Below are 20,613 nucleotides of genomic sequence, written 5' to 3' on the forward strand. Positions count from 1 at the left end.
GGTTGGGATCCGACCCCGCCCCGCGGCGGCCCCCCCCCCCCCGGGGGGGGTGTGGTTTAACCCGGCCGCGGGGGGGGGGCGGCGCCGCGCCCCGCCCCACCCCGGGGGCCCGATGACTTGAGGAACCGGTCAGTGCTTCCGGTGCCGGAAGATGTCCTTCATCTTCTCCTTCGCCTGACGGACGTCACCCTTCGTCCGCTCGCCGCGACCCTCGGCCGCCAGCCGCTCGTTGCCCACCGCGCGGCCCGCCGCCTCCTTGATCCTGCCCACGGCCTGCTCGGCCTTGGCCCGGTGCTTCTCGTTCTCCGGCACAGCTGATCACTCCCTCGGGTGGGACGGGAACACGTAACCCTCGTGTGGCCCGGATCCCGGACCTCAAACGCACGCGCCGAACGGGCGCGGATGTGATCAGCGGGTCCCCGAAATATGATGAGGGCTGTCTCGCGTCAGAACCCTGATGGCGGACGTACCCCGGAGCGGTCCATGACCTCCCATCGGTCCCCGCGGTCCGCGACCGCCGACGATTTGCTGACGAGGCTCGGAAGGCTGACGGCCCAGGCCAGGGAAGGCGCCGAACTCCAGCAGGCCCGGGTGGAACTGGCCGAGGCGCTCCAGCGGGAGATCCTCCCCGCCTCCCTCCCGTCCGTCCCCGGACTGCGCACGGCCGCCCGGTACACGCCCGCCCGTCACGGTCTGAGCATCGGCGGCGACTGGTACGACGGCTTCGCGCTCCCCGGGGGAGCCCTCGGCTTCTCCATCGGCGACGTGGAGGGCCACGACGTCGAGGCGGCCGCCTTCATGGGTCAGGTCCGCATCGCCGTCCGTGCGGTGGCCGCGGCCGCCGCCGATCCGGGCGAGGTGCTCAGCCGGGCCAACGACCTGCTGCTCTCCGTGGACTGCGACCTCTTCGCGACCTGCACCTTCCTCCGGTTCGACCCCGACACCTGGGAGATCCAGACGGCCCGCGCCGGCCACGTCCCCGGCGTGTGGGCCACCGTCGACGGCCTGTCCGGCGTCGTGGAGGACGCGGGAGGCACCCCGCTCGGCATGCTGCCAGGCGCCGAGTACCCCGTGACCCGCCGCCGGCTGACCACGGCGGGCTCGTACGTCCTGGTCACCGACGGGGTCGTCGAAGGACCGTCGTTCCCGATGGAGGCGGGGCTGGCGCGGGTGGCCGCCGCCGCCCGCGCCGCCGCCGGCGCGGAACCGGGGGAGTTGGCCGCCGAGGTGATGAAGGTCGCCGATTCGACGGGCCACGAGGACGACGCCGCCGTCCTGGTCCTGCGTCACGACGCCTCCGGCGCCGGACCGGGTGACACGCGAGACCCCTGACGCGTGTCACGCCCCGCCGCCGGGGCCGGGCTGTTGTCTGATGCAGTGATGCGCACCGAGGGCTCCCGACGTCCGTTCCTGGCCGTGGTCCGGGTCCTCGCCGTTGCCGCTGCCTACTTCGCGGGCGCGCGGATCGGGCTGCTCCAGCAAGTGGTGATCGAGGGAGCGGTCGTCACCCCGCTGTGGCCGCCCACCGGCATCGCCCTCGCCTGCCTGCTCTGGCTGGGGCTCCGGGTGTGGCCCGGGATCGCGCTCGGCGCGTTCCTCGTCATCCGGTCGCTCGGCTCGGAGGACCCGGTCGGACTCGTGATCGTCGCGGGCAACACCCTCGCCCCCGTCTGCGCGGCCCTGATGCTCCGCCGGGTCGGATTCCGCAGGGACCTCGACCGGCTCCGCGACGGGGTGGCCCTGGTCTTCCTCGGAGGGCTGGCGCCGATGCTGATCAGCGCCACCGTCGGCGCCTGGCTGCTGGTCTTCACCCACAGCCTGCCGGACAGCGGGTTCTGGACGGTGTGGTGGACCTGGTGGGCCGGCGACGCGATGGGCGTGCTCGTCCTGACGCCGCTCCTGCTGGTCGCGCACAAGGTCCACGTGTCGCAGGACCCCTACCGCTGGGCCGAGGCCGCGGCCCTGGCGATCGGGGCCGTCGGCGTCACGCTCCTCGCGACCAGGAGCAGCCTGGCCCTGCTGTTCCTCGTCTTCCCGCTGTTGATCTGGGCGGCCCTTCGGTTCCAGCTCGCCGGGAGCGCGCCCGTCATGCTGCTCGTGTCGGTGATGGCCAACGCCGCGGCCATCTCCCGCGTCGGCCCCTTCGCCGACCACACCTTCGTCGAGGGCATGGTCAACCTCCAGGCGCTCAACGGCAGCGCGGCCCTCACCTCGCTGCTGCTGTCGGCGCTCGTCACCGAGCAGAACACCATCCGCCTGCGGATCGAGCAGGCGTGCCTGGAACTCGCCGAAGTGGTGGATCAGCTCGCGTCGGGCAGGACGGTCTCGCGCCGGCACCCGCCCGACACGGACGGGCCCGGCGGCGACGGGTTCCACGGGGAGGGATCCCGGGCGGACGGCGGGTAGCGCGCCGGCCGCGCGCGATGCGCCGGTGGACCGCCGGGCTCCGGAAACGTTCGGAGCCCCGGTAACGCTCGGAGCCCGGAAACGTTCACGGACCGGAAACGTTCGTAGCCCGGGAAACGTTCAGAGCCTCCCGCCCAACCGGGCGGGAGGCTCTGAACGTGAAGGGTGGTGCCCACGTGAGGGGTCCGGATCCGCGGATCCGGGGGGTGGTGCAAGCCGGGGCCCCGTGGGCACTCGCGCAGGCGTCGGAGGCCCCGGCTCGAAGAGGGGACCGGGTCAGCTGTTGGCGGACACGTTGCCCGACAGGACCGGGATGTTGTCCAGGATGTGGGAGAGCGGCTCGTCGCCCTTGGCCTGGGTCGAGTTCTCGGTGCACTGCTGGTTCTGCGGGTTGGACAGGACGTTGATGTCCTGGACACCGATGTTCAGCGCGGCGATGAGCGACTGCGCGTTGATCTTGGCCGGCAGACCGATGCAGGGCTTGTTGAGCGTGCCCTGGACCAGGCCGAGCTGCGGGCTCAGGTCGCCGTGGGTCTTCTGGTTGCCGTAGATCTGGGAGGCACCGTTGCCGTTGACGGTGTTGATCCCGTTGTCGTTGCCGATGGCCATGGCCGGAGCGGCAAGGGCGGCGCCCGCGCCGACGATGGATGCGGTGGCGGCGGCGGTGGCCATCATCTTCTTGATCATCATGGTCCTTCTGTTGCACGAGTGCACGGTGGTGAGCGCTCTGATCAACGCCCGGACCTGCGGCAGGTTCCGCATCTTCACCCGATCGGCCGCCTGCCGCCCACCGCCCCGCGGTTCCGGCTCAGGCAGCCGTGACGACCGACGCCCGTATCGCCGAGGCCCACTCCTCCAGCAGCGCCGCGTGGCGCACCCGCTCGTCGTCACGAAGACGCCCCTCGGCACGGGCGAACAGGCAACGGATGTCCGCGTTGATGGCGGAGAGGGGACGGCCGGGCGTTTCGGAGTCAGGGGTCGGGCTCATGTGATCAAGAGTAGGGGGGAGGTCCGACAGTCGACGCCCGTGTCCGTCATGCGGACGGCCCCGGCGGGTCGGTGACGTCCCCGCCGGGGCGTCCGCCGAGCCGGGCGGCCCGCGCGCGCAGGTAGCGCCGCTCGGGGAGGCTGAGGGTCAGTTCGGCGGCCCTCGTGTAGGCGGCGCGGGCCCCCGCCGGATCGCCCGCCCGCTCCAGCAGGTGGGCCCGTACGGCTTCCGGACGGTGGTGGACCGCCAGGTGCTCGTCCCGCTCCAGGTCGGCGAGCAGGGCGAGGGCACGGTCCGGTCCGTGCACCATGGACACGGCGACCACGCGGCCCAGCTGCTCCGCCGGGCCGGGGACCAGACGGACCAGGACCTCGTACAGCCCGAGGATGTCCGCCCAGTCGGTGTCCTCGTCGCCCCGGGCCTCGTCGTGCACGGCCGCGATGGCGGCGCGCAGCTGGTACGGGCCCAGCGGCGTACGGGTCAGGGCGCCGCTGACGAGGGCGACTCCCTCGGCGATGGCCGAGGCGTCCCACCGGCCGCGGTCCTGCTCGGCGAGCGGGACCAGGCTGCCGTCGGGCGTCGTACGGGCGTCCCGGCGCGCGTCGGTGAGGAGCATCAGGGCCAGCAGCCCGGCCACCTCCCCGTCGTCGGGCAGCAGGGCGTGGACGGCCCGGGTGAGACGGATCGCCTCGGCGGCGAGCCCGGCGCGGCGCAGCTCGCGGCCGGAGGTGGCGGTGTAGCCCTCGTTGAAGATCAGGTAGAGCACCTGGAGGACGTCCCCGAGCCGTTCGGCGCGGTCGTCCTCGTCCGGCATGCCGAAGGGAGCCCCCGAGGACCGGATCCGCCGCTTCGCCCGGCTGATCCGCTGCCCCACGGTCGCTTCCGGGACCAGGAGCGCCCGGCCGATCTCGGCGGTGGTCAGACCGCCCACGGCGCGCAGCGTCAGCGCGATCCGGGCCGCCGGGCCCAGGTCGGCGCGACAGCACAGGAACAGCAGCTTCAGCGTGTCGTCCTCGGCCGGGGCCCGGCCCTCACCCGGCGGCGGGGCGACGAACTCGTCGCGCGGCGTCAGCGCGGCGGCCGACTCCTCCCGGCGCCTGCGCGCCTCCTCGCCGCGCAGCAGGTCCGTCAGCCGGCGGGAGCCGACCCGGATCAGCCAGCCGCGCGGATTGTCGGGCAGCCCTTCCTCCGGCCACTGCCGGGAGGCGGCCAACAGCGCCTCCTGCACGGCGTCCTCGGCGAGGTCGAAGTGGCCGTAGCGGCGCACGAGCGCCCCGAGGACCTGCGGCGCCAGCCGGCGCAGCAGGTCCTCGGGAACGGGGCCCGTCCTCACATCTCGGTCCCGGCGCCCTCGTCGACCGGCCGGACGACGACCGGGTAGTTCGGCGCGCCCTCGGGGACGGGACAGGCGTGGGCGCGCGCGGCGATCTCGGCGGCCCGCGAGAAATCGGCGACGTCGACGATCCAGTAGCCGGCGAGCACTTCCTTCGTCTCCCCGTAAGGACCGTCGGACACGACCGGCGAACCGTCGGCGCCGGCGCTCACCAGCCGGGTCCTGCGGGGTTCGGTGAGCCCCTGGCCGTCGACCCACTCGCCCGACTCGGCGAGATCGTCGTTGAGCGCGTTCATGTGGTCGAACATCGCCTTGACGTCCGCCTCCGACCAGGCCGGATTGCCCGCGCTGCCCTTGCCGCCCATGGCGTCGTAGTCGGCCTGGTTGCCGAGGACCATCAGCATGTACTTCATGGGGTGTCACTCCTCCTGATCGTGGGCCGCCTCCGCGGTGGCCTCTCACGGGGGACGTCGGAGCCGTGTCCACCATTTCGACACGCGGCCCGCGGCTTCGCGCGACGACCCGCCGTCCCGAGCCGCGGTCCGGCGCGTCGTCGCAGGTCCGGGGCGTTCCGGCCGAGCCGGAAAAGGTTCCGGCGACCTCCGGCGTGAGGTGCGGGAGGGCGTGCGAAACGGCCGGAAAGCGACAACCCGCCGTTACGGCCGGCCGGAAGACGCCGATCCGCGCGAAACCCGACCCATCCGAATCGGCCCCGGCGGCGAAGCACAGGGTGACAGGCCGCTGCCGGGCGGCACGACACAGCGCGGCCCGGTCGCGGAAAGCAGCGACCGGAAGGCTTCACTCCGTGACCCTCTCGACGCCCCGTGCCACGCGTGAGGACCAGTCCGTTCCCCGCCACCGCATACCGGCCGACCCCCGATCATGGCCCGACGTGGTGCGCTGCCCGGAACCCCCCACCGGTCACACCGCCATCGCGCGCGGCCTCCTGCGGCGCGCCTTCGCCCGCCTTCCGCTGCGCGTCCGCCTGGGCGGGCAGGCCCCGGCGGGCCACGGGCCCGAGCTCACCGTCCACGACCCCGACGCCTTCTTCCGTCGGATCGCCGCCGACGGCCTCATCGGCTTCGGCGAGTCGTACATGGCCGGCGAATGGGACGCCGACGACCTGCCCGGCGTCCTGACCGTCCTCGCCGCCCACGTGGACGAGCTCGTCCCCGCCCCGCTGCGCCGGTTGCGCGCCGCCTGGGTGCGGCGCAGGCCGGAAGCGCAGCGGGGCACCCCGGAAGGCGCCCGGGAGAACGTCCAGCACCACTACGACCTGTCGAACGAGCTCTTCGAGCTCTTCCTCGACCCGTCGATGACCTACTCCTCGGCCGTCTTCACCGCCTTCCCCGCCCGCCCCGAGACCCTGGAGACCGCGCAGCACCGGAAGATCGACCGGCTCCTCGACCTCGCCGGCGTCGGCCCGGACCGACGGCTCCTGGAGATCGGCACGGGCTGGGGCGAACTCGCGCTGCGCGCCGCCGCCCGGGGCGCCGAGGTCGTCACGCTCACCCTCTCCGCCGAGCAACGGGACCTGGCCGTCCGACGGATCGCCGAAGCCGGCATGTCGGACCGGGTCAGCGTGCGGTTGCAGGACTACCGCGAGGCGCGCGGCACGTACGACGCCGTCGTCAGCGTGGAGATGATCGAGGCCGTGGGCGCCGACTACTGGCCCGTCTACTTCCGCTCCCTGCGCGACGCACTCGCCCCGGGCGGCCGGATCGCCCTCCAGTCCATCACCATGCCGCACACCCGGATGCTGCTCACGGACCGCACCCACACCTGGATCAGCAAGTACGTCTTCCCCGGCGGACTGATCCCCTCCCGGCGCGCCATCGAGGAACACGCCGCCCGCGCCGGCCTCGGCGTCGTCTCCGACGAGGGCTACGGCGACCACTACGCGGAGACATTGCGCCTGTGGCGGGAACGGTTCACCGCCCGCGCCGACGAGGTCGCCGCCCTCGGGTTCGACGTCACGTTCCGCCGCATGTGGGAGCTGTACCTGGCCTACTCGGAGGCCGGGTTCCGCTCCCGCTACCTGGACGTCCGCCAACTGCTCCTCGTCGAAGGGGCCCGGTGAGCCCGGTGAGCGGTCACCCCGCCGGGCCGTCCCGGGAGCCCGGAGCCCCCGCCGAGGCCGCGCGTCGTCGCGGCGACGGAGTCCCGGGCGCGCTGCGCGTCCGCAGGGCGCCCGCGCGGCCCGCCTGCGCCGTCCTGCTGCTCCACGGCGGCCGGGCGGAAGGCCTGGCGCCGCCCCCGAGGGCCGGCCTGCCCCGGCTGCGCATGCGCCCGTTCGCCGCCGCCGTGCTGCGCGCCACCCCCGCGGACCGGGTCCTGGTGGCCGACGTCCGCTACCGCCACCGGGGCTGGAACGGCGACCGCGCCGACCCCGTCCGGGACGCCCGGCGGGCGCTGCGGGAACTGCGCCGCGCCGCCGGGCCCGTACCCGTCGTCCTGATCGGGCACTCCATGGGCGCCCGCGCCGCGCTCCGGGTCGCCGACGAACCGCACGTCCGGGGCGTCGTCGGCCTGGCCCCCTGGTGTCCGCCCGGCGAACCGGTGGTCCACCTCCAGGACACCCCGATCGTCCTGCTCCACGACGAACAGGACCGGGTCACCCGCGCCGAGGACTCCTGGGAGTTCCTGCGCCGCGCTCGCGCCTGCGGCATACGGGCCGGGGGCATCGCGATGCCCCACGGGAACCACGCCATGCTCCGGGACGCCCGCACCTGGCACCGGACCGCCACCGCCGTGGCCCTCGCGTTCCTGGGCCTGGGCCCCATGCCCGCCACCGGCCGCTGAGGCCGCGGGGCCGTTGCCCGCCGGGCGCGGGTGTCCGACGGGTGCATCCGCCCGGCGGTCCCGATCCGAAGGAAGCGGTGACGGCAGCATCCGTAGGGACCGGAAAGGACGGCGGCCCATGCGCGGCACCCGTGGAGGAAAGCACTCCGTCATCGTGGTCGGCGCCGGCGCGGCGGGACTCGCCTGCGCGGCGGACCTCGCCCGCGCCGGCGTCGAGGTGACCCTGCTGGAGGCCTCCGACCGGGTGGGCGGCCGCATGCGGACCGACGTGCGGGGCGGATTCCGGCTGGACCGGGGCTTCCAGGTGTTCAACACCTCCTACCCCCAGGTGAAGCGTCGCCTGGACCTTCGCGCCCTGCGGCTGCGCCCGTTCACCCCCGGCGTACTGGTCCACACCGACCGGGGTCGCGTCCGCTTCACGGATCCGACCCGGCGCCCCGGCGAGGTCCTGGACCTGCTGCGCGGCGCCCGACTGTCCCCGGCGGGCGCCGCCGCCGCGGGCGCCCTCGGCGCGGCCGGCCTGCTGATGCCGGCCCGGCTCCTCAAGCGGCTGCCGGAGACCGACACGCGGGAGGCCCTGCGCTCCTGGGGCGTGCCCGGTTCCCTGGTCGACGAGGTGCTGGGCCCCTTCCTGGCCGGCGTGTTCCTCGAAGACCGGCTGGAGACCTCCGGCCGCGTGTTCCGGATGACCTGGCGCAGTTTCCTGCGCGGCTCCCAGGCCCTGCCCGACGAGGGCATCGGCGCGGTCCCGCGGCAGCTCGCCGAGGCCGTCCCGGCCGGCCGTCTGGAGCTGGGCACCGCCGTCGCCGCCGTCTCCGAGGGAGGGGTGGTCCTCGCCGACGGCTCCTCCCGCGAGGCCGACACCGTCGTCGTCGCCACCGATCCGGCCACGGCGGGCGGCCTGATCCCCGGCTGCCCGGTCGCCGGAACCCGCACGGTCACCACGTACTACCACGCCTGCGCCACGTCCCCGCTGAGGGAACCGACCCTGCTGCTCGATGCCGGGCGGAGGTTCCTGAACAGCTGCGTGCTGACCGAGGTCGCCCCCTCCTACGCGAGCGACGGCCGCGCCCTGGTGTCCACGTCGGTCCTCGGCAGGGGCGCCCCCGAGGCCCCGGCGGAGCTGCGGGCGGCGCTGACCGAGGCCTACGGGACGGACGCCGACGCGTGGGAGCCGGTCGCCGCCGTCACGGTGGAGGGAGCGCTGCCCGTCATGCTCCCGCCGTGGCCCCTCAGCCGGCCCACCCGCATCGCGGACGGCCTCCACCTGTGCGGTGACCACCGGGCGACCGGCTCGCTCCAGGGCGCGTTGGCCTCGGGCGCCCGCGCCGCCCGCGAGGTGCTGCGGGCCGTGCGCGCCTGAGCCGTCTCAGGCCGGTTCCTCCCCGGCCGCCGGGACGAGGAACAGCTCGTCCTCGTAGCACCAGGCCCACGCCTCGCCCTCCTCGGCCGAGCGGGCCAGCGGGTGACCGGACGCGGCGGCGTGGGAAGCGGCGTGCTTCCCGGAGGAGCTGTCGCAGCAGCCGACGTGACCACAGGTCAGGCACAGCCGCAGGTGCACCCACCGCAGCCCGGCCTCCCGGCACCGCGCGCAACCCTCGCTCCGCGCGGGAGGTTCGCCCTCGCCGGCGCCGTCCAGGTGCCCGCACGCGCGACCCTCCGGCCTGCCCGCGTCATGGGCGACGGTCCAGCGCGTCACGACGGCTCCCTTCGTGCGACAGGCCCCCGCCCCATCCTTCCCGCCACCGCGGCCCGTGTCCATCCGTCATGACACCCATATCCCCGGCTTGTTCGCAGGTGGCAACATATGGTCTTGCCGCGCCGGATCACCTGCCTGAATAGGCCGTGCGCCGCACCACCATCGCAAAGAACGAGATTGAGGGGGACGGGCTGTGCCTGCTCCACGGATGAGCACGACACCGCTGCCCGGCATCGGCGTGCAGTACGACCTCACCACCCGGGAACACCGACACCTGTCGGTGATCGCGCACCGGGACGGAACCCGGACGGTCAACGTGTACCGGGCCGACGACCCCGACGCGTGCGCGCAGTCCCTGCACCTGACGGGGGCGGAGACCACGTCCCTCATCGACGCGCTGATGCCGGCGCACCACAGCCCCAACCTGCTGCACACCACCGACCTGGGCCTGGTCGCCGAACGCATCGAACTGTCGGCGCACTCGCACTGGAACGGCCGCGTGCTCGGTGAGACCCGGATGCGCACCGAGACGGGCGTGTCGGTGGTGGCCGTCCTGCGCCGCGCCGAGGCCAGGCCCTCGCCCGCGCCCGACTTCCGCCTCGCCGGCGGCGACACCCTCATCGTGATCGGCACCCGCGAGGGCGTCGACGCGGCCGCCTCGATACTCGGACGGGAGTGATCCGCACGTGCATTCCGCAGTCTTCCTGATCGAATTCGGTGCGATCATCCTCGGCCTGGGCCTGCTCGGCAGGCTCGCGGGCCGCTTCCACTTCTCCCCGATACCCCTCTACCTGCTCGCCGGACTCGCCTTCGGCACCGGTGGACTCCTGCCCCTCGGCGCGAGCGAGGAGTTCGTCGCCATCGGCGCCGAGATCGGCGTCATCCTGCTCCTGCTGATGCTCGGCCTCGAGTACACCGCCAGCGATCTGGTGTCCAACCTCAAGACCCAGTACCCCGCGGGCCTCGTCGACTTCACGCTCAACGCCGTACCGGGCGCGGTCGCCGCGCTCCTGATGGGTTGGGGGCCGGTCGCCGCCGTCGTGCTGGCGGGGGTCACCTGGATCTCGTCGTCCGGGGTCATCGCCAAGGTGATGGGGGACCTGGGCCGGCTCGGCAACCGCGAGACACCGGTCATCCTCAGCATCCTGGTCCTGGAGGACCTGGCGATGGCGGTCTACCTGCCGATCGTCACCGCCCTCCTCGCGGGCGTCGGCCTCGCCGCCGGAAGCCTCACCCTGGCCATCGCCCTCGGCGTCGCGGGCGCCGTCCTGTTCGTCGCGGTCCGCTACGGCCGGGTCATCTCCCGCTTCGTCTCCAGCGACGACCCGGAGAAGCTCCTGCTCGTCGTCCTCGGCCTGACCCTGCTGGTCGCGGGCGTCGCCCAGCAGCTCCAGGTCTCCGCCGCCGTCGGCGCCTTCCTCGTCGGCATCGCCCTCTCCGGTGAGGTGGCCGAGGGCACGCACACCCTGCTCAGCCCGTTGCGCGACCTCTTCGCCGCCGTGTTCTTCGTCTTCTTCGGCCTGCACACGGATCCCGCCAGCATCCCGCCCGTGCTGCTGCCGGCGCTCGCGCTCGCCGTGGTGACCGCGCTCACGAAGATCGCCACCGGCTACTGGGCCGCCAAGAGGGCCGGGGTCGGAGTCAACGGACGGTGGCGGGCCGGGGGCACGCTCGTCGCCCGCGGTGAGTTCTCCATCGTCATCGCGGGCCTCGCCGTCACCGCCGGGATCGAACCCGCGCTGGGGCCGCTCGCCACCGCCTACGTCCTGATCCTGGTGGTCATCGGGCCGCTCACCGCCCGCTACACCCAGCCCCTGGGCATATGGATCACCGGCCTGCGCACGCCGCCGGCCCAGCCGGTGCTGTCCGCGGTGCCGTCCCCGGCGAAGTCCCCGGAAACGGTGCCGGACCGGCAGCCGGTCCAGGACCAGGACCCGGCCGGCCGCGCCTGAGCCGGGCCCCGGGGGTCGAGCCCCGGGGCCCGACCCCCGGGGCAGCCGGACTCAGTGCATGCGCAGTGCCGCGGCGAAGTCCATCTTGTCCTCCAGCCGGGTCAGGTTGCGTCCCGTCAGCGACTCGATCCGGCTGATCCGGTAGCGCAGCGAGTTCACGTGCAGGTGCAGCGCCTCCCCGCACCGGGCCCAGGAGCCGTCGTGGTCCAGGAAGGCCCGGAGCGTGGGGACCAGGTCGCTGTGGTGGCGGCGGTCGTACTCGTACAGCGGGGACAGCAGCCGGCGGCTGAACGCCCGCCGCGCCTCCGCCGGGATCAGCGGCAGCAGGGACATCACGTGCGAGGCCATGTCGGCGGGGCCGCACACGCCGACGGATGACACCGGCCCCGTCCCCGCCGCGTCCGGCGCGGCCGCCACCCGGCGCGCGTGGCGGGCCTCCGCCAGGGCGTGCCGCAGGTCCGCCGGGTCCCGCACGGGGTCGCCGAGCCCGATGCTCAGCCGCTCCCCGTCCCGCAGTGCGAGCGGCAACGCCCCGCCGGCCACCTGCCGCACGGCCCCGGAGGTCAGTTCCTCGCCCCGTGCCAGGAGGACGAAGGCCACCGCCTCGCCGGGGTCCCCGGCGCCGGTCACCGCGATCCGGTGCGCGGCGTCGGGGCCGAGGCAGCGCGGGTGCAGCAGCACCTCCTCCAGCAGGTCCCGTACGGGAGCCCCGCCCGTCGGGGCGTCCAGTCGCGCCGCCACCGGCTGCCAACGGGGCTCTTCGCCGGGCCCGTTCGTCCCGGTCAGGGTCGCGGTCAGGCGGGCCGCGGCCTCCGTCGCCGCCGCGCCGCCGGAGGCGGACTCCAGCGGGCCGAGGAGGCGGCCCGCGGCGCGCCGCCCGGGGTCGCGGTCGGCGTGCCGGTCGGCGCGTTCCACCGCCACCAGTGCGGCCAGCCGCTCCACGAGGTCGATGTGCTCGCCGGGCCAGTCGCCGCTGTCGGCCTCCACCGCCACCAGCCAGTCGGTCGGCGCGGCCGCGGCCGTCGGATCCGACCGCACGGGGAACAGGGAGTAGGGCACCGTACGGATCGTGGTGCGGTGCGGGGGCCGCCGTCCGGCGCGCTCGGCGGCCAGGAACCGGCCGGCGAGGGCCGTCGCGGTCTCCTCGGTCAGGGCCGGTCGGGTGCCGGCGACCAGCCGGCCGGTGGGCGACAGGACGTGCGCGCGCAGGTCGAGTTCGGACAGCAGCAGTTCCAGGAGGGCTTCGGCCCCGCCGCCCGTGCGTCCGGTCGCGGTCAGTCGCCGGTGGCGATCCACCAGCGCCGCCAGGTTCCCGACCCGTGCACCGGCCTGACGGCGTGCGACGAACTCGGCGACCGAGGTGAAGGAGACGTCCACGCCGATCGCGAGCAACGGCAGGCCGTGCCGGGTGCAGGCCTCCTCCAAAGCGACGGGCACGTGCCCGAACTCGGCCTCGCCCGCGCCGAGCGCCGCGGCACCGGCCTCCACGAGGATCCGTACGAAGGCGTCGGGCCGCTGCGGATCCTGGCGCAGCCAGGTCAGTCCGGTCAGCACGAGGTCGCCGGGGCAGACGAACCTGCGCGGGTCCGGCAGATCGATGGTCACCGTGCGGTGCACGGGCCGATCGAGTCCCTCGTGGCCGTCCCGGCCGTCGTCGACGAGCCGGAGGAGCCGGGACGAGATCACATCGCGCAACTGCATGGCCCCAGCCTGTCATGACCCCTCCCGCGGACCCCGTGCGGGGCCGACCGGAGGGTGAGGTAAAGAATGCTTGACATGGTGTCGCAACTCCTTGACACTCCAGGTGTCTGGTTTTCTTGACATGGGCGGTGGTGGCAGTGGCGGTCGAAGAGAAACGCGCCTGGATCATGCTGGTGGTCGCGGTGACGTCGTACGCGGTGTACCTGTGGGTGGTGCTGGAGCGACCGGCCGGGGTGGCCTTGGCCCAAGCGCCCTACGTGGCGGCCCTGTTGTGGACGGTGGGCCTGTCGATCGCCGCCTCCGTCGCGGGACACGTCACGGTGGCCGCCCTCGCCTCGGCCGAGGACAACACGAAGGACCGGCGGGACCGGGAGATCCACCGGTTCGGCGAGTACGTCGGGCAGTCGTTCGTCGTGATCGGGGCGGTGGCCGGGCTCCTGCTGGCGATGGCCGAGGCCGCGCCCTTCTGGATCGCCAACGCGATCTACCTGGCCTTCGTGCTGTCGTCGGCCCTCGGCTCCACGGTCAAGATCATTTCTTACCGGTTCGGATTCCACCCGTGGTGAAGCCGACGAGGGTCACCAACACCATCCGGGCCCAGCGCTTCGCCCACGGCGAGATGACCCAGGCCGAACTCGCGCGCCGCATCGGCGTCAGTCGGCAGACGGTCATCGCCATCGAGCAGGGCCGCTACTCGCCGTCGCTGGAGATGGCCTTCCAGATCGCCGCCGTGTTCGGCGTCCCGCTCGACAGCGTCTTCCAGTACGCGGGCACCCCCGCCGGCGCCACCGCGCCGGCCACCCCTGCCGATGAGGCCAACGAGGGAGAAACCCCATGAGAGCGATCGTCCAGGACGTCTACGGGCCTCCCGAGGTGCTGCGCCTCGAAGACGTGCCCCGGCCCGTGCCCGGCCGGGGCGAGGTGCTCCTGCGGGTGCACGCCGCCGGAGTCGACCAGGGCGTCTGGCACATCATGGCGGGTCGGCCCTACCTGATCCGCGCCGCCGGTTTCGGCCTGCGCAGGCCCAAGGGCCGCATCCGCGGACTGGACGTCGCGGGCCGGGTCGAGGCCGTCGGCCCCGGCGTCACCCGCTTCGGTCCGGGCGACGAGGTGTACGGGATCTGCGACGGCTCGTTCGCGGAGTACGCCTGCGCCAAGGAGGACCGCCTCGCCCCCCGGCCCGCCGGCCTCACCCCCGAACAGGCGGCCGCCGTACCGGTGTCGGCCGTCTCGGCCCTCCAGGCCCTGCGCGGCGCCGGCCGGCTCCGGCCGGGCGGGAGCGTCCTGGTCATCGGGGCCGCGGGCGGCGTCGGAACGTACGCCGTGCAGCTGGCCAAGGCCCTCGGGGCCGGTCACGTCACCGGCGTGTGCAGCGCCGCCAAGGCGGACCTGGTCCGCTTGCTCGGCGCCGACGACACCGTCGACTACGCCACCGAGGACCCGGTCGACGGAACCCGGCGCTACGACCTCGTGCTCGACATCGCGGGGAACCGCACGCTGCGGAGCCTGCGGCGGGCACTCGCCCCGCGCGGCACCCTCGTCATCGTCGGCGGTGAGGGCGAAGGGAGCTGGATCGGCGGCAACGACCGTCAGCTGCGGGCCCTGCTGCTGTCCCCCTTCGTCCGGCACCGTCTGCGGGCGCTGGCCTCCGCGGTCCGGGCCGACGACCTGTTGGCCCTGGCCGGGTTCATCGACTCGGGCGCGCTCGTCCCGGCCGTCGACCGGACGTACGCCCTGCCCGAGGTCCCCGATGCGATACGCCACCTGAGGGAGGGCCGGGTGCGCGGCAAGGCCGTCGTCCGGGTGTGACGCCGCCACCGGTCGCGGGCCGCGGCGCTCGCCCCTACCGCCCGTCGAGCAGCCGGGCCGCGACCGCGCGCATCTCGACCTTGCGGATCTTCCCGGTGACGGTCATCGGGAACTCGTCCACGACGTGCACGTAGCGCGGGATCTTGAAGTGGGCGAGCCGTCCGTGGCAGTACGCGCGGACGGCGTCCGCGGTCAGCGGCTCGGCGCCCTCGCGCATCCGCACCCAGGCCATCAGCTCCTCCCCGTACTTCGGGTCGGGCACGCCGATCACCTGGACGTCCAGCACGTCCGGGTGCGAGTGGAGGAACTCCTCGATCTCGCGCGGGTACAGGTTCTCGCCGCCCCGGATCACCATGTCCTTGATCCTGCCGGTGATGGCGAGGTAGCCGTCCCCGTCCATGACCGCCAGGTCACCCGTGTGCATCCAGCCCTCCGCGTCGACGGCCTCGGCGGTCTTCTCCGGCTCCCCCCAGTAGCCGAGCATGACCGAATACCCCCGGGTGCACAGCTCGCCCGGGGTGCCGCGCGGCACGGTCCGGCCGGTGTCCGGATCGATCACCCTGACCTCCAGGTGCGGGCCGACCCGGCCCACGGTCGAGACCCGGCGCTCCACCGGATCGTCCGCGCGGGTCTGCGTGGACACCGGGGAGGTCTCCGTCATTCCGTAGCAGATCGACACCTCGGTCATGCCCATGCGTTCGATGACCTCGTTCATCACCTCGACCGGGCACGGCGAACCGGCCATGATGCCGGTCCGCAGGCTCGACAGGTCGTACTCCTCGAAGCCCGGGGCGGCCAGTTCGGCGATGAACATGGTCGGCACCCCGTACAGCGAGGTGCAGCGCTGCGCCTCGACCGCCGCCAGGGTGGCCACCGGGTCGAAGGCGGGCGCGGGGATCACCATGGCCGCCCCGTGGCTGGTGCAGGCGAGGTTGCCCATGACCATGCCGAAGCAGTGGTAGAAGGGGACCGGGACGCACACCCGGTCCTGCTCGGTGTAACCGCAGGATTCCCCGACGAAGAAGCCGTTGTTGAGGATGTTGCGGTGCGAGAGGGTGGCGCCCTTCGGGAAGCCCGTGGTGCCCGAGGTGTACTGGATGTTGATCGGCTCGTCCGGGGCGAGGTCGGCCCGGGCCCGGACCAGCGCGGCCCGATCGGCCGCCCGTCCCCGGGCGAACAGCGAGGCCCACAAAGGTCCGTCCAGCAGGGCGACGAACTCCAGCCCGGCGCAGCGCGGCCGGACCTCCTCGATCATCGCCGCGTAGTCGGAGGACTTGAAACGGTCCGCCGCGACCAGGAGCCGGATCCCGGACTGGCCCAGTACGTACTCCAACTCGTGGGCCCGATAAGCCGGGTTGACGGTAACGAGGATCGCCCCGATCTTCGCGGTGGCGTACTGCGTCAGCGTCCACTCGGCACGGTTGGGGGACCAGATCCCGACGCGGTCGCCCTTGACGATGCCCAGGTCGAGCAGCCCGAGGGCGAGGGCGTCCACGTCGGCCGCCAGTTGCGCGTACGTCCACGAGCGGCCGGCGGCCACGTCGACGAGGGCGTCACGGTCCGGGAACCTGCTCACCGTACGGTCGAGGTTGTCCCCGATCGTCTCGTCCAGCAGGGGGACCTCCACGCTCCCGGACGCACAACTCGACGCGACGGACACACGTACCTCCTGGACTCGCCGCCGCAGCAGGGGCGGCGGACGGACGGCGGGCGGACGACGGGTTCGCACGGGCCCGGAGGGCCCGGCGCGCTCATGATCCTCTCCCGCGCGCCCCGGGCCAACCCCCCTGCCGCGCCCTTCCCCTACAGGCCGAACCGGGAGGCGTACGCCGCCGCGCCCGCCGCGGTGTCGCCCGCCCAGCCGACGTATCCGTCGGGGCGGATCAGGAAGACCCCGTCCCCGTAGGCCCCGTACGAGGGAATCCGGACGGTGCGGACGGCGGGGGACTCGCCGAGGCCGGGATCGGCGCCGGCGGCTTCCGGGCCGACGGTCAGCAGCGTCCAGTGCGTGCCCCGGAACTCGCCGAACAGGTGCACGCCGTCGCGTCGGCCGTCCGGCGCGCGGTCGCCCGCGCGCAGGGCGTCCCCGGGCGGGTCGGTGCGCGTCTCGACCGCGAGCGACGCGTCCCGGTAGCCGAGGTCGAGTTGGGTGGTGGCCTTGCCGCGCCGGGTCTCGCCGCGGTGGACCCGGGTCGACAGGCCGAGCATGCCGGCGGCGACCGGCAGGCGTTCCTCCTCGTAGGTGTCGAGCAGGGACTCGGGGGCGCCGTCCCGCAGTACGGCGGCCAGCTTCCAGCCGAGGTTGTACGCGTCCTGGACGCTGGTGTTGAGGCCCTGGCCGCCCGCGGGGGAGTGGACGTGCGCGGCGTCGCCGGCGAGGAAGACGCGGCCGGAACGGAACCGGTCGGCCATGGCGGCCCGCGGCCTGAAGTCGGAGGCCCAGCGCACCTCCGTCACGTCGGCGGGCGCGAGGTGGGAACGGGCGGCGACGGTCGTGCGGATGCCTTCGAGGGAGAGATCGGCCTCGCCCTCGGGGAACTGCGCCACGACCTGGAAGTCCTCCGTGCCGGCCAGCGGGCAGATGGAGAGGTACCCGCCGTCGGGGGTGGGCGGGAAGAAGTGCCAGTTGTCGCGGTCCAGGCCGGTGATGCGGACGTCGGCCACCAGCATCGCGCCGGGGTCGACGGTCTCCCCGGTCATGCCGATGCCCAGGGAGCGCCGCACCGTGGACCGGCCGCCGTCCGCGGCGACCGCGTAGCGGGCGCGGACCGTCCCGCCGCAGGCGAACGTGGCCGTCACCCCGTCCGCGTCCTGGGCCAGGCCCACCAGGTCCCGGCCGAACGCGACGGTCCCGTCCAGCTCGCACAGGCGGGCGTGGAGGATCTCCTGCGTCCGCCACTGCGGCACCATCCAGGGCGTGGCGTACGGCGACCCCTCGTCCGGTTCGGCCGCGTCGAACATCACGTATTCGCCCTGTCGCTTCCCGTCCTGCCAGACCATGCCGACCGGGTACGGGGCGCCGGCCGCCCGGATCTCCTCGTGCAGTCCCAGGTCGTCGAGCACCTCCAGGGTGCGGGGCTGGAGCCCCTTGCCGCGCGAGCCGGGGAACAGGCGATCGGCCCGTTCGACGACGACGGCGCGGACCCCGCGCCGGGCGAGTTCGACGGCGAGGGTGAGGCCGGTGGGGCCGGCGCCGACGACGAGCACATCGGTGTCCTGGTGCACGGGAATCTCCTTAACGCTGTTAAGTTGCTGCCCCGACAGCGTGCACTTAACGGTGTTAAGCTGTCAAGCGTGGCAACCAGGAGAACCCCCAAGCTGGACAAGAAGCAGGCCGTCGACACGGCACTGCGGCTGTTGAACGAGGTCGGCCTCGACGGCCTGACCCTGCGCGCGATCGCCAAGGAGCTGGACGTCCAGGCGCCCGCCCTCTACTGGCACTTCAAGAACAAGCAGGAACTGCTCGACGAGATGGCCACGGAGATGTACCGCCGGATGGTCGCGGGGGAGCCGCCCGCGCCGGACGCCACGTGGCAGCAGCGGCTCGTGGCGACCAGTGCGGGCCTGCGCGACGTCCTGCTCGGCTACCGGGACGGCGCGAAGGTCTACAGCGGCTCGCGGTTCACCGGCACCGAGCACGCCGTCCGCATGGAGGAGAACCTCAAGGCCTTCGTCGACGCCGGATTCACCCTCTCGCAGGCGGTCCGGGCCACGTCCACGGCCTACTTCTTCACCCTCGGCTTCGTCACCGAGGAGCAGGGGGTCGAGCCGACCCCGGGTGAACGCAGGGAGGGCTACGACGTCGACGAACGCGCGGCGCGCCTGGCCGACTTCCCCCTCGCCGCAGCCGCCGGCACCGAGCTCTTCCAGGACTACGGGACGGGCTTCGAGGAAAGCCTGCGTCTGCTGATCGCGGGCATCGAGGCGCGGTACGGGATCGCCTGACCCCGCCCGGCCCGCCCGTGGGCGGACGGGCCGGGCGGGGGCGGCCCGGTCACTCGGGGCGCAGGCTCATGACCAGGTCGCGCGGGAGGCCGTGGGTGTCGTGGAGGTGCCGGAAGTCGTCCTCCTCCAACCGGCCCCGGAACCGGGGCCGGGCCAGCACCCGCCGGCCGCGCTCCAGGAGCCGGGCGAAGCGGCGCTCCTCCTCCAGCAGGATCCGGCGGACCTCGCCCGGGTCCACGTCCTGCCGGAACCGGTCCAGGGTGTGCCGCAGCGGTTCGTCCGGCAGGTCGCCGAGACCGCGGGAGCGATCGTCGCGCCACAGCAGGGTGAGCACGCGCCGTACGAGCCGGCGCAGTACGTACCCCTGGCCGGTGTTGGCCGGTCGGACCCCGTCGCCGATGACGGCGACGGCCGAGCGCAGGTGGTCGTTCACCACCCGCAGGGACGGTTCGTCCAGCGGCCACAGGGCCGGTACGAGGCGGCGCCAGGGTTCGAACACGTCGCAGTCGAACACCGAGGTGCGGCCCTGGAGCAGGGCGGCCAGCCGCTCCAGGCCGAGCCCGGTGTCGACGTTCCGCTGCGGCAGCGGCATGAGCGAACCGTCGTCGAGCCGGCGGTGGCGCATCATCACGTGGTTCCACACCTCCACCCAGCGGTCGTCGTGGGTGGGCGTGGAGCGGGGCGGACCGTCACCCGTCCACAGGAAGATCTCCGAGTCGGGTCCGCACGGGCCGGTCGGTCCGTTCGACCACCAGTTGTCCTCGACGGTGAGTTCCACGGGGACCCCGAGGCCCTGCCACAGTTCCAGGGAGGAGAGGTCCGGACCGGTCCGGTCGTCGCCGCCGAAGACCGTGGCGTGCAACCGCCCCGGATCGACTCCCAGGCCCTCGGTGAGCAGCCCGTATCCCCAGTCGAGGCTCTGCGGGCCCTCGTAGTCGCCCAGCGACCAGGTGCCGAGCATCTCGAAGACCGTCAGGTGGGTGGTGTCGCCGACCTCGTCCAGGTCCGTGGTGCGCAGGCAGCGCTGGGTGTTGACCAACCGCCTGCCCAGGGGGTGGGGGCGACCCTCCAGGTGGGGGGTGAGCGGATGCATGCCGGAGGTGGTGAACAGCACCGGATCGCCGGGTGGCGGCAGCAGCGTCGAGCCCGTGACGCGGCAGTGGCCGCGCTCCTGGAAGTAGTCGACGAACGTCCGGACCACGTGTTCCGTCTGCATGGGGTGGCTCCTTCGCGTGGGGCGTGGAGGCGCCGGACGACGGGAACCGGGAAGTCGCGTGATCGCGGACGACGGGGCGTCGCGGGAACCACCGGCGGACCGTGTCCGGTCGCCGGGGGAGGGGGAACGTCAGGCGGCGGCGGCCGGCGAGCTGGTCGCTCGCGCGGTCGCGGTGGTGGTGCTTCGGCCGGTGACGTTCATGGGCCCGACGATAGCGGGTCCCCGTGCGGCGCGGCACCCGGATTTCGACGCACGGGGCGTCCCCGGGAGGGGCGCCGCACGGCCCCGCCCGTCACGCTCAGCGCACCGGGTGCGCGTCCGCCTCGCGGTGCATGCCCGTGCACAGGGCCCAGATGATGAAGAGGTTGACGGCGATCAGCACCAGCGCCCACAAGGGGTAGTACGGCAGCCAGATGAAGTTGGCGATGGCGCCCAGACCCGCGATGGCCACGCCGAAGTAGCGCGCCCACAGGGCGCCGCTGAGCACCGCGCAGCCGGCGAGGACGAGGATGACGCCGAGGATCAGGTGGATCCAGCCCCAGCCCGCCAGGCTGAACTGGAACACGTAGTGGCGGGTCATCAGGAACAGGCCGTCGCGCGCGATGGCCGCGATCCCCTCGAAGATCGCCATGGCCCCGCCGAAGATCATCAGGGCGGCGGCGAGGACGGTGGTCCCGGACGTGTGCGCGTGCGTGGGGCTCGGGTACGCGCGCCCTGCTTGGGGTCGGGTGGCGTCACTGGCCATGTGGGTCTCCTCGGATG

Annotated in this window: 22 protein-coding genes; 11 read left to right on the top strand and 11 right to left on the bottom strand. The window is 73.6% G+C overall.

Going from position 1 to position 20,613, the window contains the following annotated elements:
* Window positions 1–129: 129 nt before the first annotated feature.
* Entirely contained in the window at window positions 130–312 is a 183-nt protein-coding gene (locus tag ACFVS6_RS32415; protein ID WP_389709512.1) for a CsbD family protein, read from the bottom strand.
* Window positions 313–483: 171 nt separating this feature from the next.
* Here ACFVS6_RS32415 and ACFVS6_RS32420 point away from each other — a divergent pair, with 171 nt between their 5' ends.
* The gene (locus ACFVS6_RS32420) at window positions 484–1,332 is read left to right on the top strand and encodes a PP2C family protein-serine/threonine phosphatase (protein ID WP_389709514.1); all 849 of its coding nucleotides are present in this window, start codon (window positions 484–486) and stop codon (window positions 1,330–1,332) included.
* Between the two features lie 45 nt (window positions 1,333–1,377).
* On the top strand, window positions 1,378–2,406 hold the full coding sequence (locus ACFVS6_RS32425) for an MASE1 domain-containing protein (protein ID WP_389709624.1): 1,029 nt from the start codon (window positions 1,378–1,380) through the stop codon (window positions 2,404–2,406).
* 276 nt (window positions 2,407–2,682) lie between these two features.
* Here ACFVS6_RS32425 and ACFVS6_RS32430 read toward each other — a convergent pair whose 3' ends face one another.
* From ACFVS6_RS32430 to ACFVS6_RS32445, 4 genes are all read right to left on the bottom strand, one after another.
* Complete coding sequence (locus ACFVS6_RS32430) at window positions 2,683–3,093, bottom strand: rodlin (protein ID WP_385583442.1); 411 nt, start codon at window positions 3,091–3,093, stop codon at window positions 2,683–2,685.
* Window positions 3,094–3,214: 121 nt separating this feature from the next.
* A complete protein-coding gene (locus ACFVS6_RS32435) occupies window positions 3,215–3,394 on the bottom strand; it encodes a hypothetical protein (protein ID WP_389709516.1) in 180 nt (59 codons plus the stop codon).
* Between the two features lie 46 nt (window positions 3,395–3,440).
* On the bottom strand, window positions 3,441–4,727 hold the full coding sequence (locus ACFVS6_RS32440) for an RNA polymerase sigma factor (RefSeq protein ID WP_389709518.1): 1,287 nt from the start codon (window positions 4,725–4,727) through the stop codon (window positions 3,441–3,443).
* Window positions 4,724–5,140, bottom strand: coding sequence for a YciI family protein (locus ACFVS6_RS32445; RefSeq protein WP_389709520.1), 417 nt, complete (start codon window positions 5,138–5,140; stop codon window positions 4,724–4,726). The genes ACFVS6_RS32440 and ACFVS6_RS32445 overlap by 4 nt, the downstream gene beginning before the upstream one ends.
* Before the next feature lie 392 nt (window positions 5,141–5,532).
* Here ACFVS6_RS32445 and ACFVS6_RS32450 point away from each other — a divergent pair, with 392 nt between their 5' ends.
* Genes ACFVS6_RS32450 through ACFVS6_RS32460 form a run of 3 tightly spaced genes read left to right on the top strand, consistent with a single transcriptional unit; the run spans window position 5,533 to window position 8,892 of the window.
* Window positions 5,533–6,807, top strand: coding sequence for a class I SAM-dependent methyltransferase (locus tag ACFVS6_RS32450; RefSeq protein ID WP_389709522.1), 1,275 nt, complete (start codon window positions 5,533–5,535; stop codon window positions 6,805–6,807).
* A 5-nt stretch (window positions 6,808–6,812) separates the two neighbouring features.
* Window positions 6,813–7,529, top strand: a complete 717-nt coding sequence (locus ACFVS6_RS32455) for an alpha/beta fold hydrolase (protein WP_389709524.1) — start codon at window positions 6,813–6,815, stop codon at window positions 7,527–7,529.
* A 13-nt stretch (window positions 7,530–7,542) separates the two neighbouring features.
* Window positions 7,543–8,892, top strand: a complete 1,350-nt coding sequence (locus tag ACFVS6_RS32460; protein WP_389709526.1) for an NAD(P)/FAD-dependent oxidoreductase — start codon at window positions 7,543–7,545, stop codon at window positions 8,890–8,892.
* Between the two features lie 6 nt (window positions 8,893–8,898).
* Here the strand turns inward: ACFVS6_RS32460 and ACFVS6_RS32465 are convergent, their stop codons facing one another.
* Window positions 8,899–9,228, bottom strand: coding sequence for a UBP-type zinc finger domain-containing protein (locus ACFVS6_RS32465; protein ID WP_389709528.1), 330 nt, complete (start codon window positions 9,226–9,228; stop codon window positions 8,899–8,901).
* Window positions 9,229–9,436: 208 nt separating this feature from the next.
* Here ACFVS6_RS32465 and ACFVS6_RS32470 point away from each other — a divergent pair, with 208 nt between their 5' ends.
* Both ACFVS6_RS32470 and ACFVS6_RS32475 read left to right on the top strand, forming a co-directional pair.
* Complete coding sequence (locus tag ACFVS6_RS32470; RefSeq protein WP_281209480.1) at window positions 9,437–9,907, top strand: cation:proton antiporter regulatory subunit; 471 nt, start codon at window positions 9,437–9,439, stop codon at window positions 9,905–9,907.
* 7 nt (window positions 9,908–9,914) lie between these two features.
* Entirely contained in the window at window positions 9,915–11,180 is a 1,266-nt protein-coding gene (locus ACFVS6_RS32475; RefSeq protein WP_389709530.1) for a cation:proton antiporter, read from the top strand.
* Window positions 11,181–11,231: 51 nt separating this feature from the next.
* Here the strand turns inward: ACFVS6_RS32475 and ACFVS6_RS32480 are convergent, their stop codons facing one another.
* The gene (locus ACFVS6_RS32480) at window positions 11,232–12,881 is read right to left on the bottom strand and encodes a helix-turn-helix domain-containing protein (RefSeq protein ID WP_389709532.1); all 1,650 of its coding nucleotides are present in this window, start codon (window positions 12,879–12,881) and stop codon (window positions 11,232–11,234) included.
* A gap of 137 nt (window positions 12,882–13,018) precedes the next feature.
* On the opposite strand from ACFVS6_RS32480, the gene ACFVS6_RS32485 reads away from it, so the two are divergent.
* From ACFVS6_RS32485 to ACFVS6_RS32495, 3 genes are read left to right on the top strand one after another with little or no spacing between them, the layout of a single operon-like run.
* Window positions 13,019–13,447 (top strand): hypothetical protein, encoded by a 429-nt coding sequence (locus ACFVS6_RS32485; RefSeq protein ID WP_389709534.1) that lies wholly within the window; start codon window positions 13,019–13,021, stop codon window positions 13,445–13,447.
* Window positions 13,441–13,719, top strand: coding sequence for a helix-turn-helix transcriptional regulator (locus ACFVS6_RS32490; RefSeq protein WP_389709536.1), 279 nt, complete (start codon window positions 13,441–13,443; stop codon window positions 13,717–13,719). Before ACFVS6_RS32485 ends, ACFVS6_RS32490 begins: the two co-directional genes overlap by 7 nt.
* On the top strand, window positions 13,716–14,690 hold the full coding sequence (locus ACFVS6_RS32495; RefSeq protein WP_389709538.1) for an NAD(P)-dependent alcohol dehydrogenase: 975 nt from the start codon (window positions 13,716–13,718) through the stop codon (window positions 14,688–14,690). Before ACFVS6_RS32490 ends, ACFVS6_RS32495 begins: the two co-directional genes overlap by 4 nt.
* Window positions 14,691–14,724: 34 nt before the next feature.
* On the opposite strand, the gene ACFVS6_RS32500 is transcribed toward ACFVS6_RS32495, so the two are convergent.
* Together ACFVS6_RS32500 and ACFVS6_RS32505 are read right to left on the bottom strand one after the other, a co-directional pair.
* Complete coding sequence (locus tag ACFVS6_RS32500) at window positions 14,725–16,350, bottom strand: AMP-binding protein (RefSeq protein WP_389709540.1); 1,626 nt, start codon at window positions 16,348–16,350, stop codon at window positions 14,725–14,727.
* A gap of 143 nt (window positions 16,351–16,493) precedes the next feature.
* Complete coding sequence (locus ACFVS6_RS32505) at window positions 16,494–17,954, bottom strand: FAD-dependent oxidoreductase (protein WP_389709626.1); 1,461 nt, start codon at window positions 17,952–17,954, stop codon at window positions 16,494–16,496.
* 30 nt (window positions 17,955–17,984) lie between these two features.
* On the opposite strand from ACFVS6_RS32505, the gene ACFVS6_RS32510 reads away from it, so the two are divergent.
* The gene (locus tag ACFVS6_RS32510) at window positions 17,985–18,635 is read left to right on the top strand and encodes a TetR/AcrR family transcriptional regulator C-terminal domain-containing protein (protein WP_389709542.1); all 651 of its coding nucleotides are present in this window, start codon (window positions 17,985–17,987) and stop codon (window positions 18,633–18,635) included.
* Between the two features lie 49 nt (window positions 18,636–18,684).
* Here ACFVS6_RS32510 and ACFVS6_RS32515 read toward each other — a convergent pair whose 3' ends face one another.
* Both ACFVS6_RS32515 and ACFVS6_RS32520 read right to left on the bottom strand, forming a co-directional pair.
* Window positions 18,685–19,851 (bottom strand): alanine--tRNA ligase-related protein, encoded by a 1,167-nt coding sequence (locus ACFVS6_RS32515; protein ID WP_389709544.1) that lies wholly within the window; start codon window positions 19,849–19,851, stop codon window positions 18,685–18,687.
* A 298-nt stretch (window positions 19,852–20,149) separates the two neighbouring features.
* Window positions 20,150–20,596, bottom strand: a complete 447-nt coding sequence (locus ACFVS6_RS32520; RefSeq protein WP_389709546.1) for a hypothetical protein — start codon at window positions 20,594–20,596, stop codon at window positions 20,150–20,152.
* Window positions 20,597–20,613: the final 17 nt, after the last annotated feature.

It is taken from the genome of Streptomyces sp. NPDC057939 (assembly GCF_042887545.1).
Taxonomy (GTDB): Bacteria; Actinomycetota; Actinomycetes; order Streptomycetales; family Streptomycetaceae; genus Streptomyces.

Excerpts from the sequence above, each read along its gene's own strand:
- ACFVS6_RS32480 (WP_389709532.1), bottom strand. The coding sequence starts at position 12,881 with ATGCAGTTGCGCGATGTGATCTCGTCCCGGCTCCTCCGGCTCGTCGAC.
- ACFVS6_RS32495 (WP_389709538.1), top strand. The coding sequence starts at position 13,716 with ATGAGAGCGATCGTCCAGGACGTCTACGGGCCTCCCGAGGTGCTGCGC.
- ACFVS6_RS32420 (WP_389709514.1), top strand. The coding sequence starts at position 484 with ATGACCTCCCATCGGTCCCCGCGGTCCGCGACCGCCGACGATTTGCTG.
- ACFVS6_RS32445 (WP_389709520.1), bottom strand. The coding sequence starts at position 5,140 with ATGAAGTACATGCTGATGGTCCTCGGCAACCAGGCCGACTACGACGCC.
- ACFVS6_RS32470 (WP_281209480.1), top strand. The coding sequence starts at position 9,437 with ATGAGCACGACACCGCTGCCCGGCATCGGCGTGCAGTACGACCTCACC.
- ACFVS6_RS32520 (WP_389709546.1), bottom strand. The coding sequence starts at position 20,596 with ATGGCCAGTGACGCCACCCGACCCCAAGCAGGGCGCGCGTACCCGAGC.
- ACFVS6_RS32515 (WP_389709544.1), bottom strand. The coding sequence starts at position 19,851 with ATGCAGACGGAACACGTGGTCCGGACGTTCGTCGACTACTTCCAGGAG.
- ACFVS6_RS32435 (WP_389709516.1), bottom strand. The coding sequence starts at position 3,394 with ATGAGCCCGACCCCTGACTCCGAAACGCCCGGCCGTCCCCTCTCCGCC.
- ACFVS6_RS32430 (WP_385583442.1), bottom strand. The coding sequence starts at position 3,093 with ATGATCAAGAAGATGATGGCCACCGCCGCCGCCACCGCATCCATCGTC.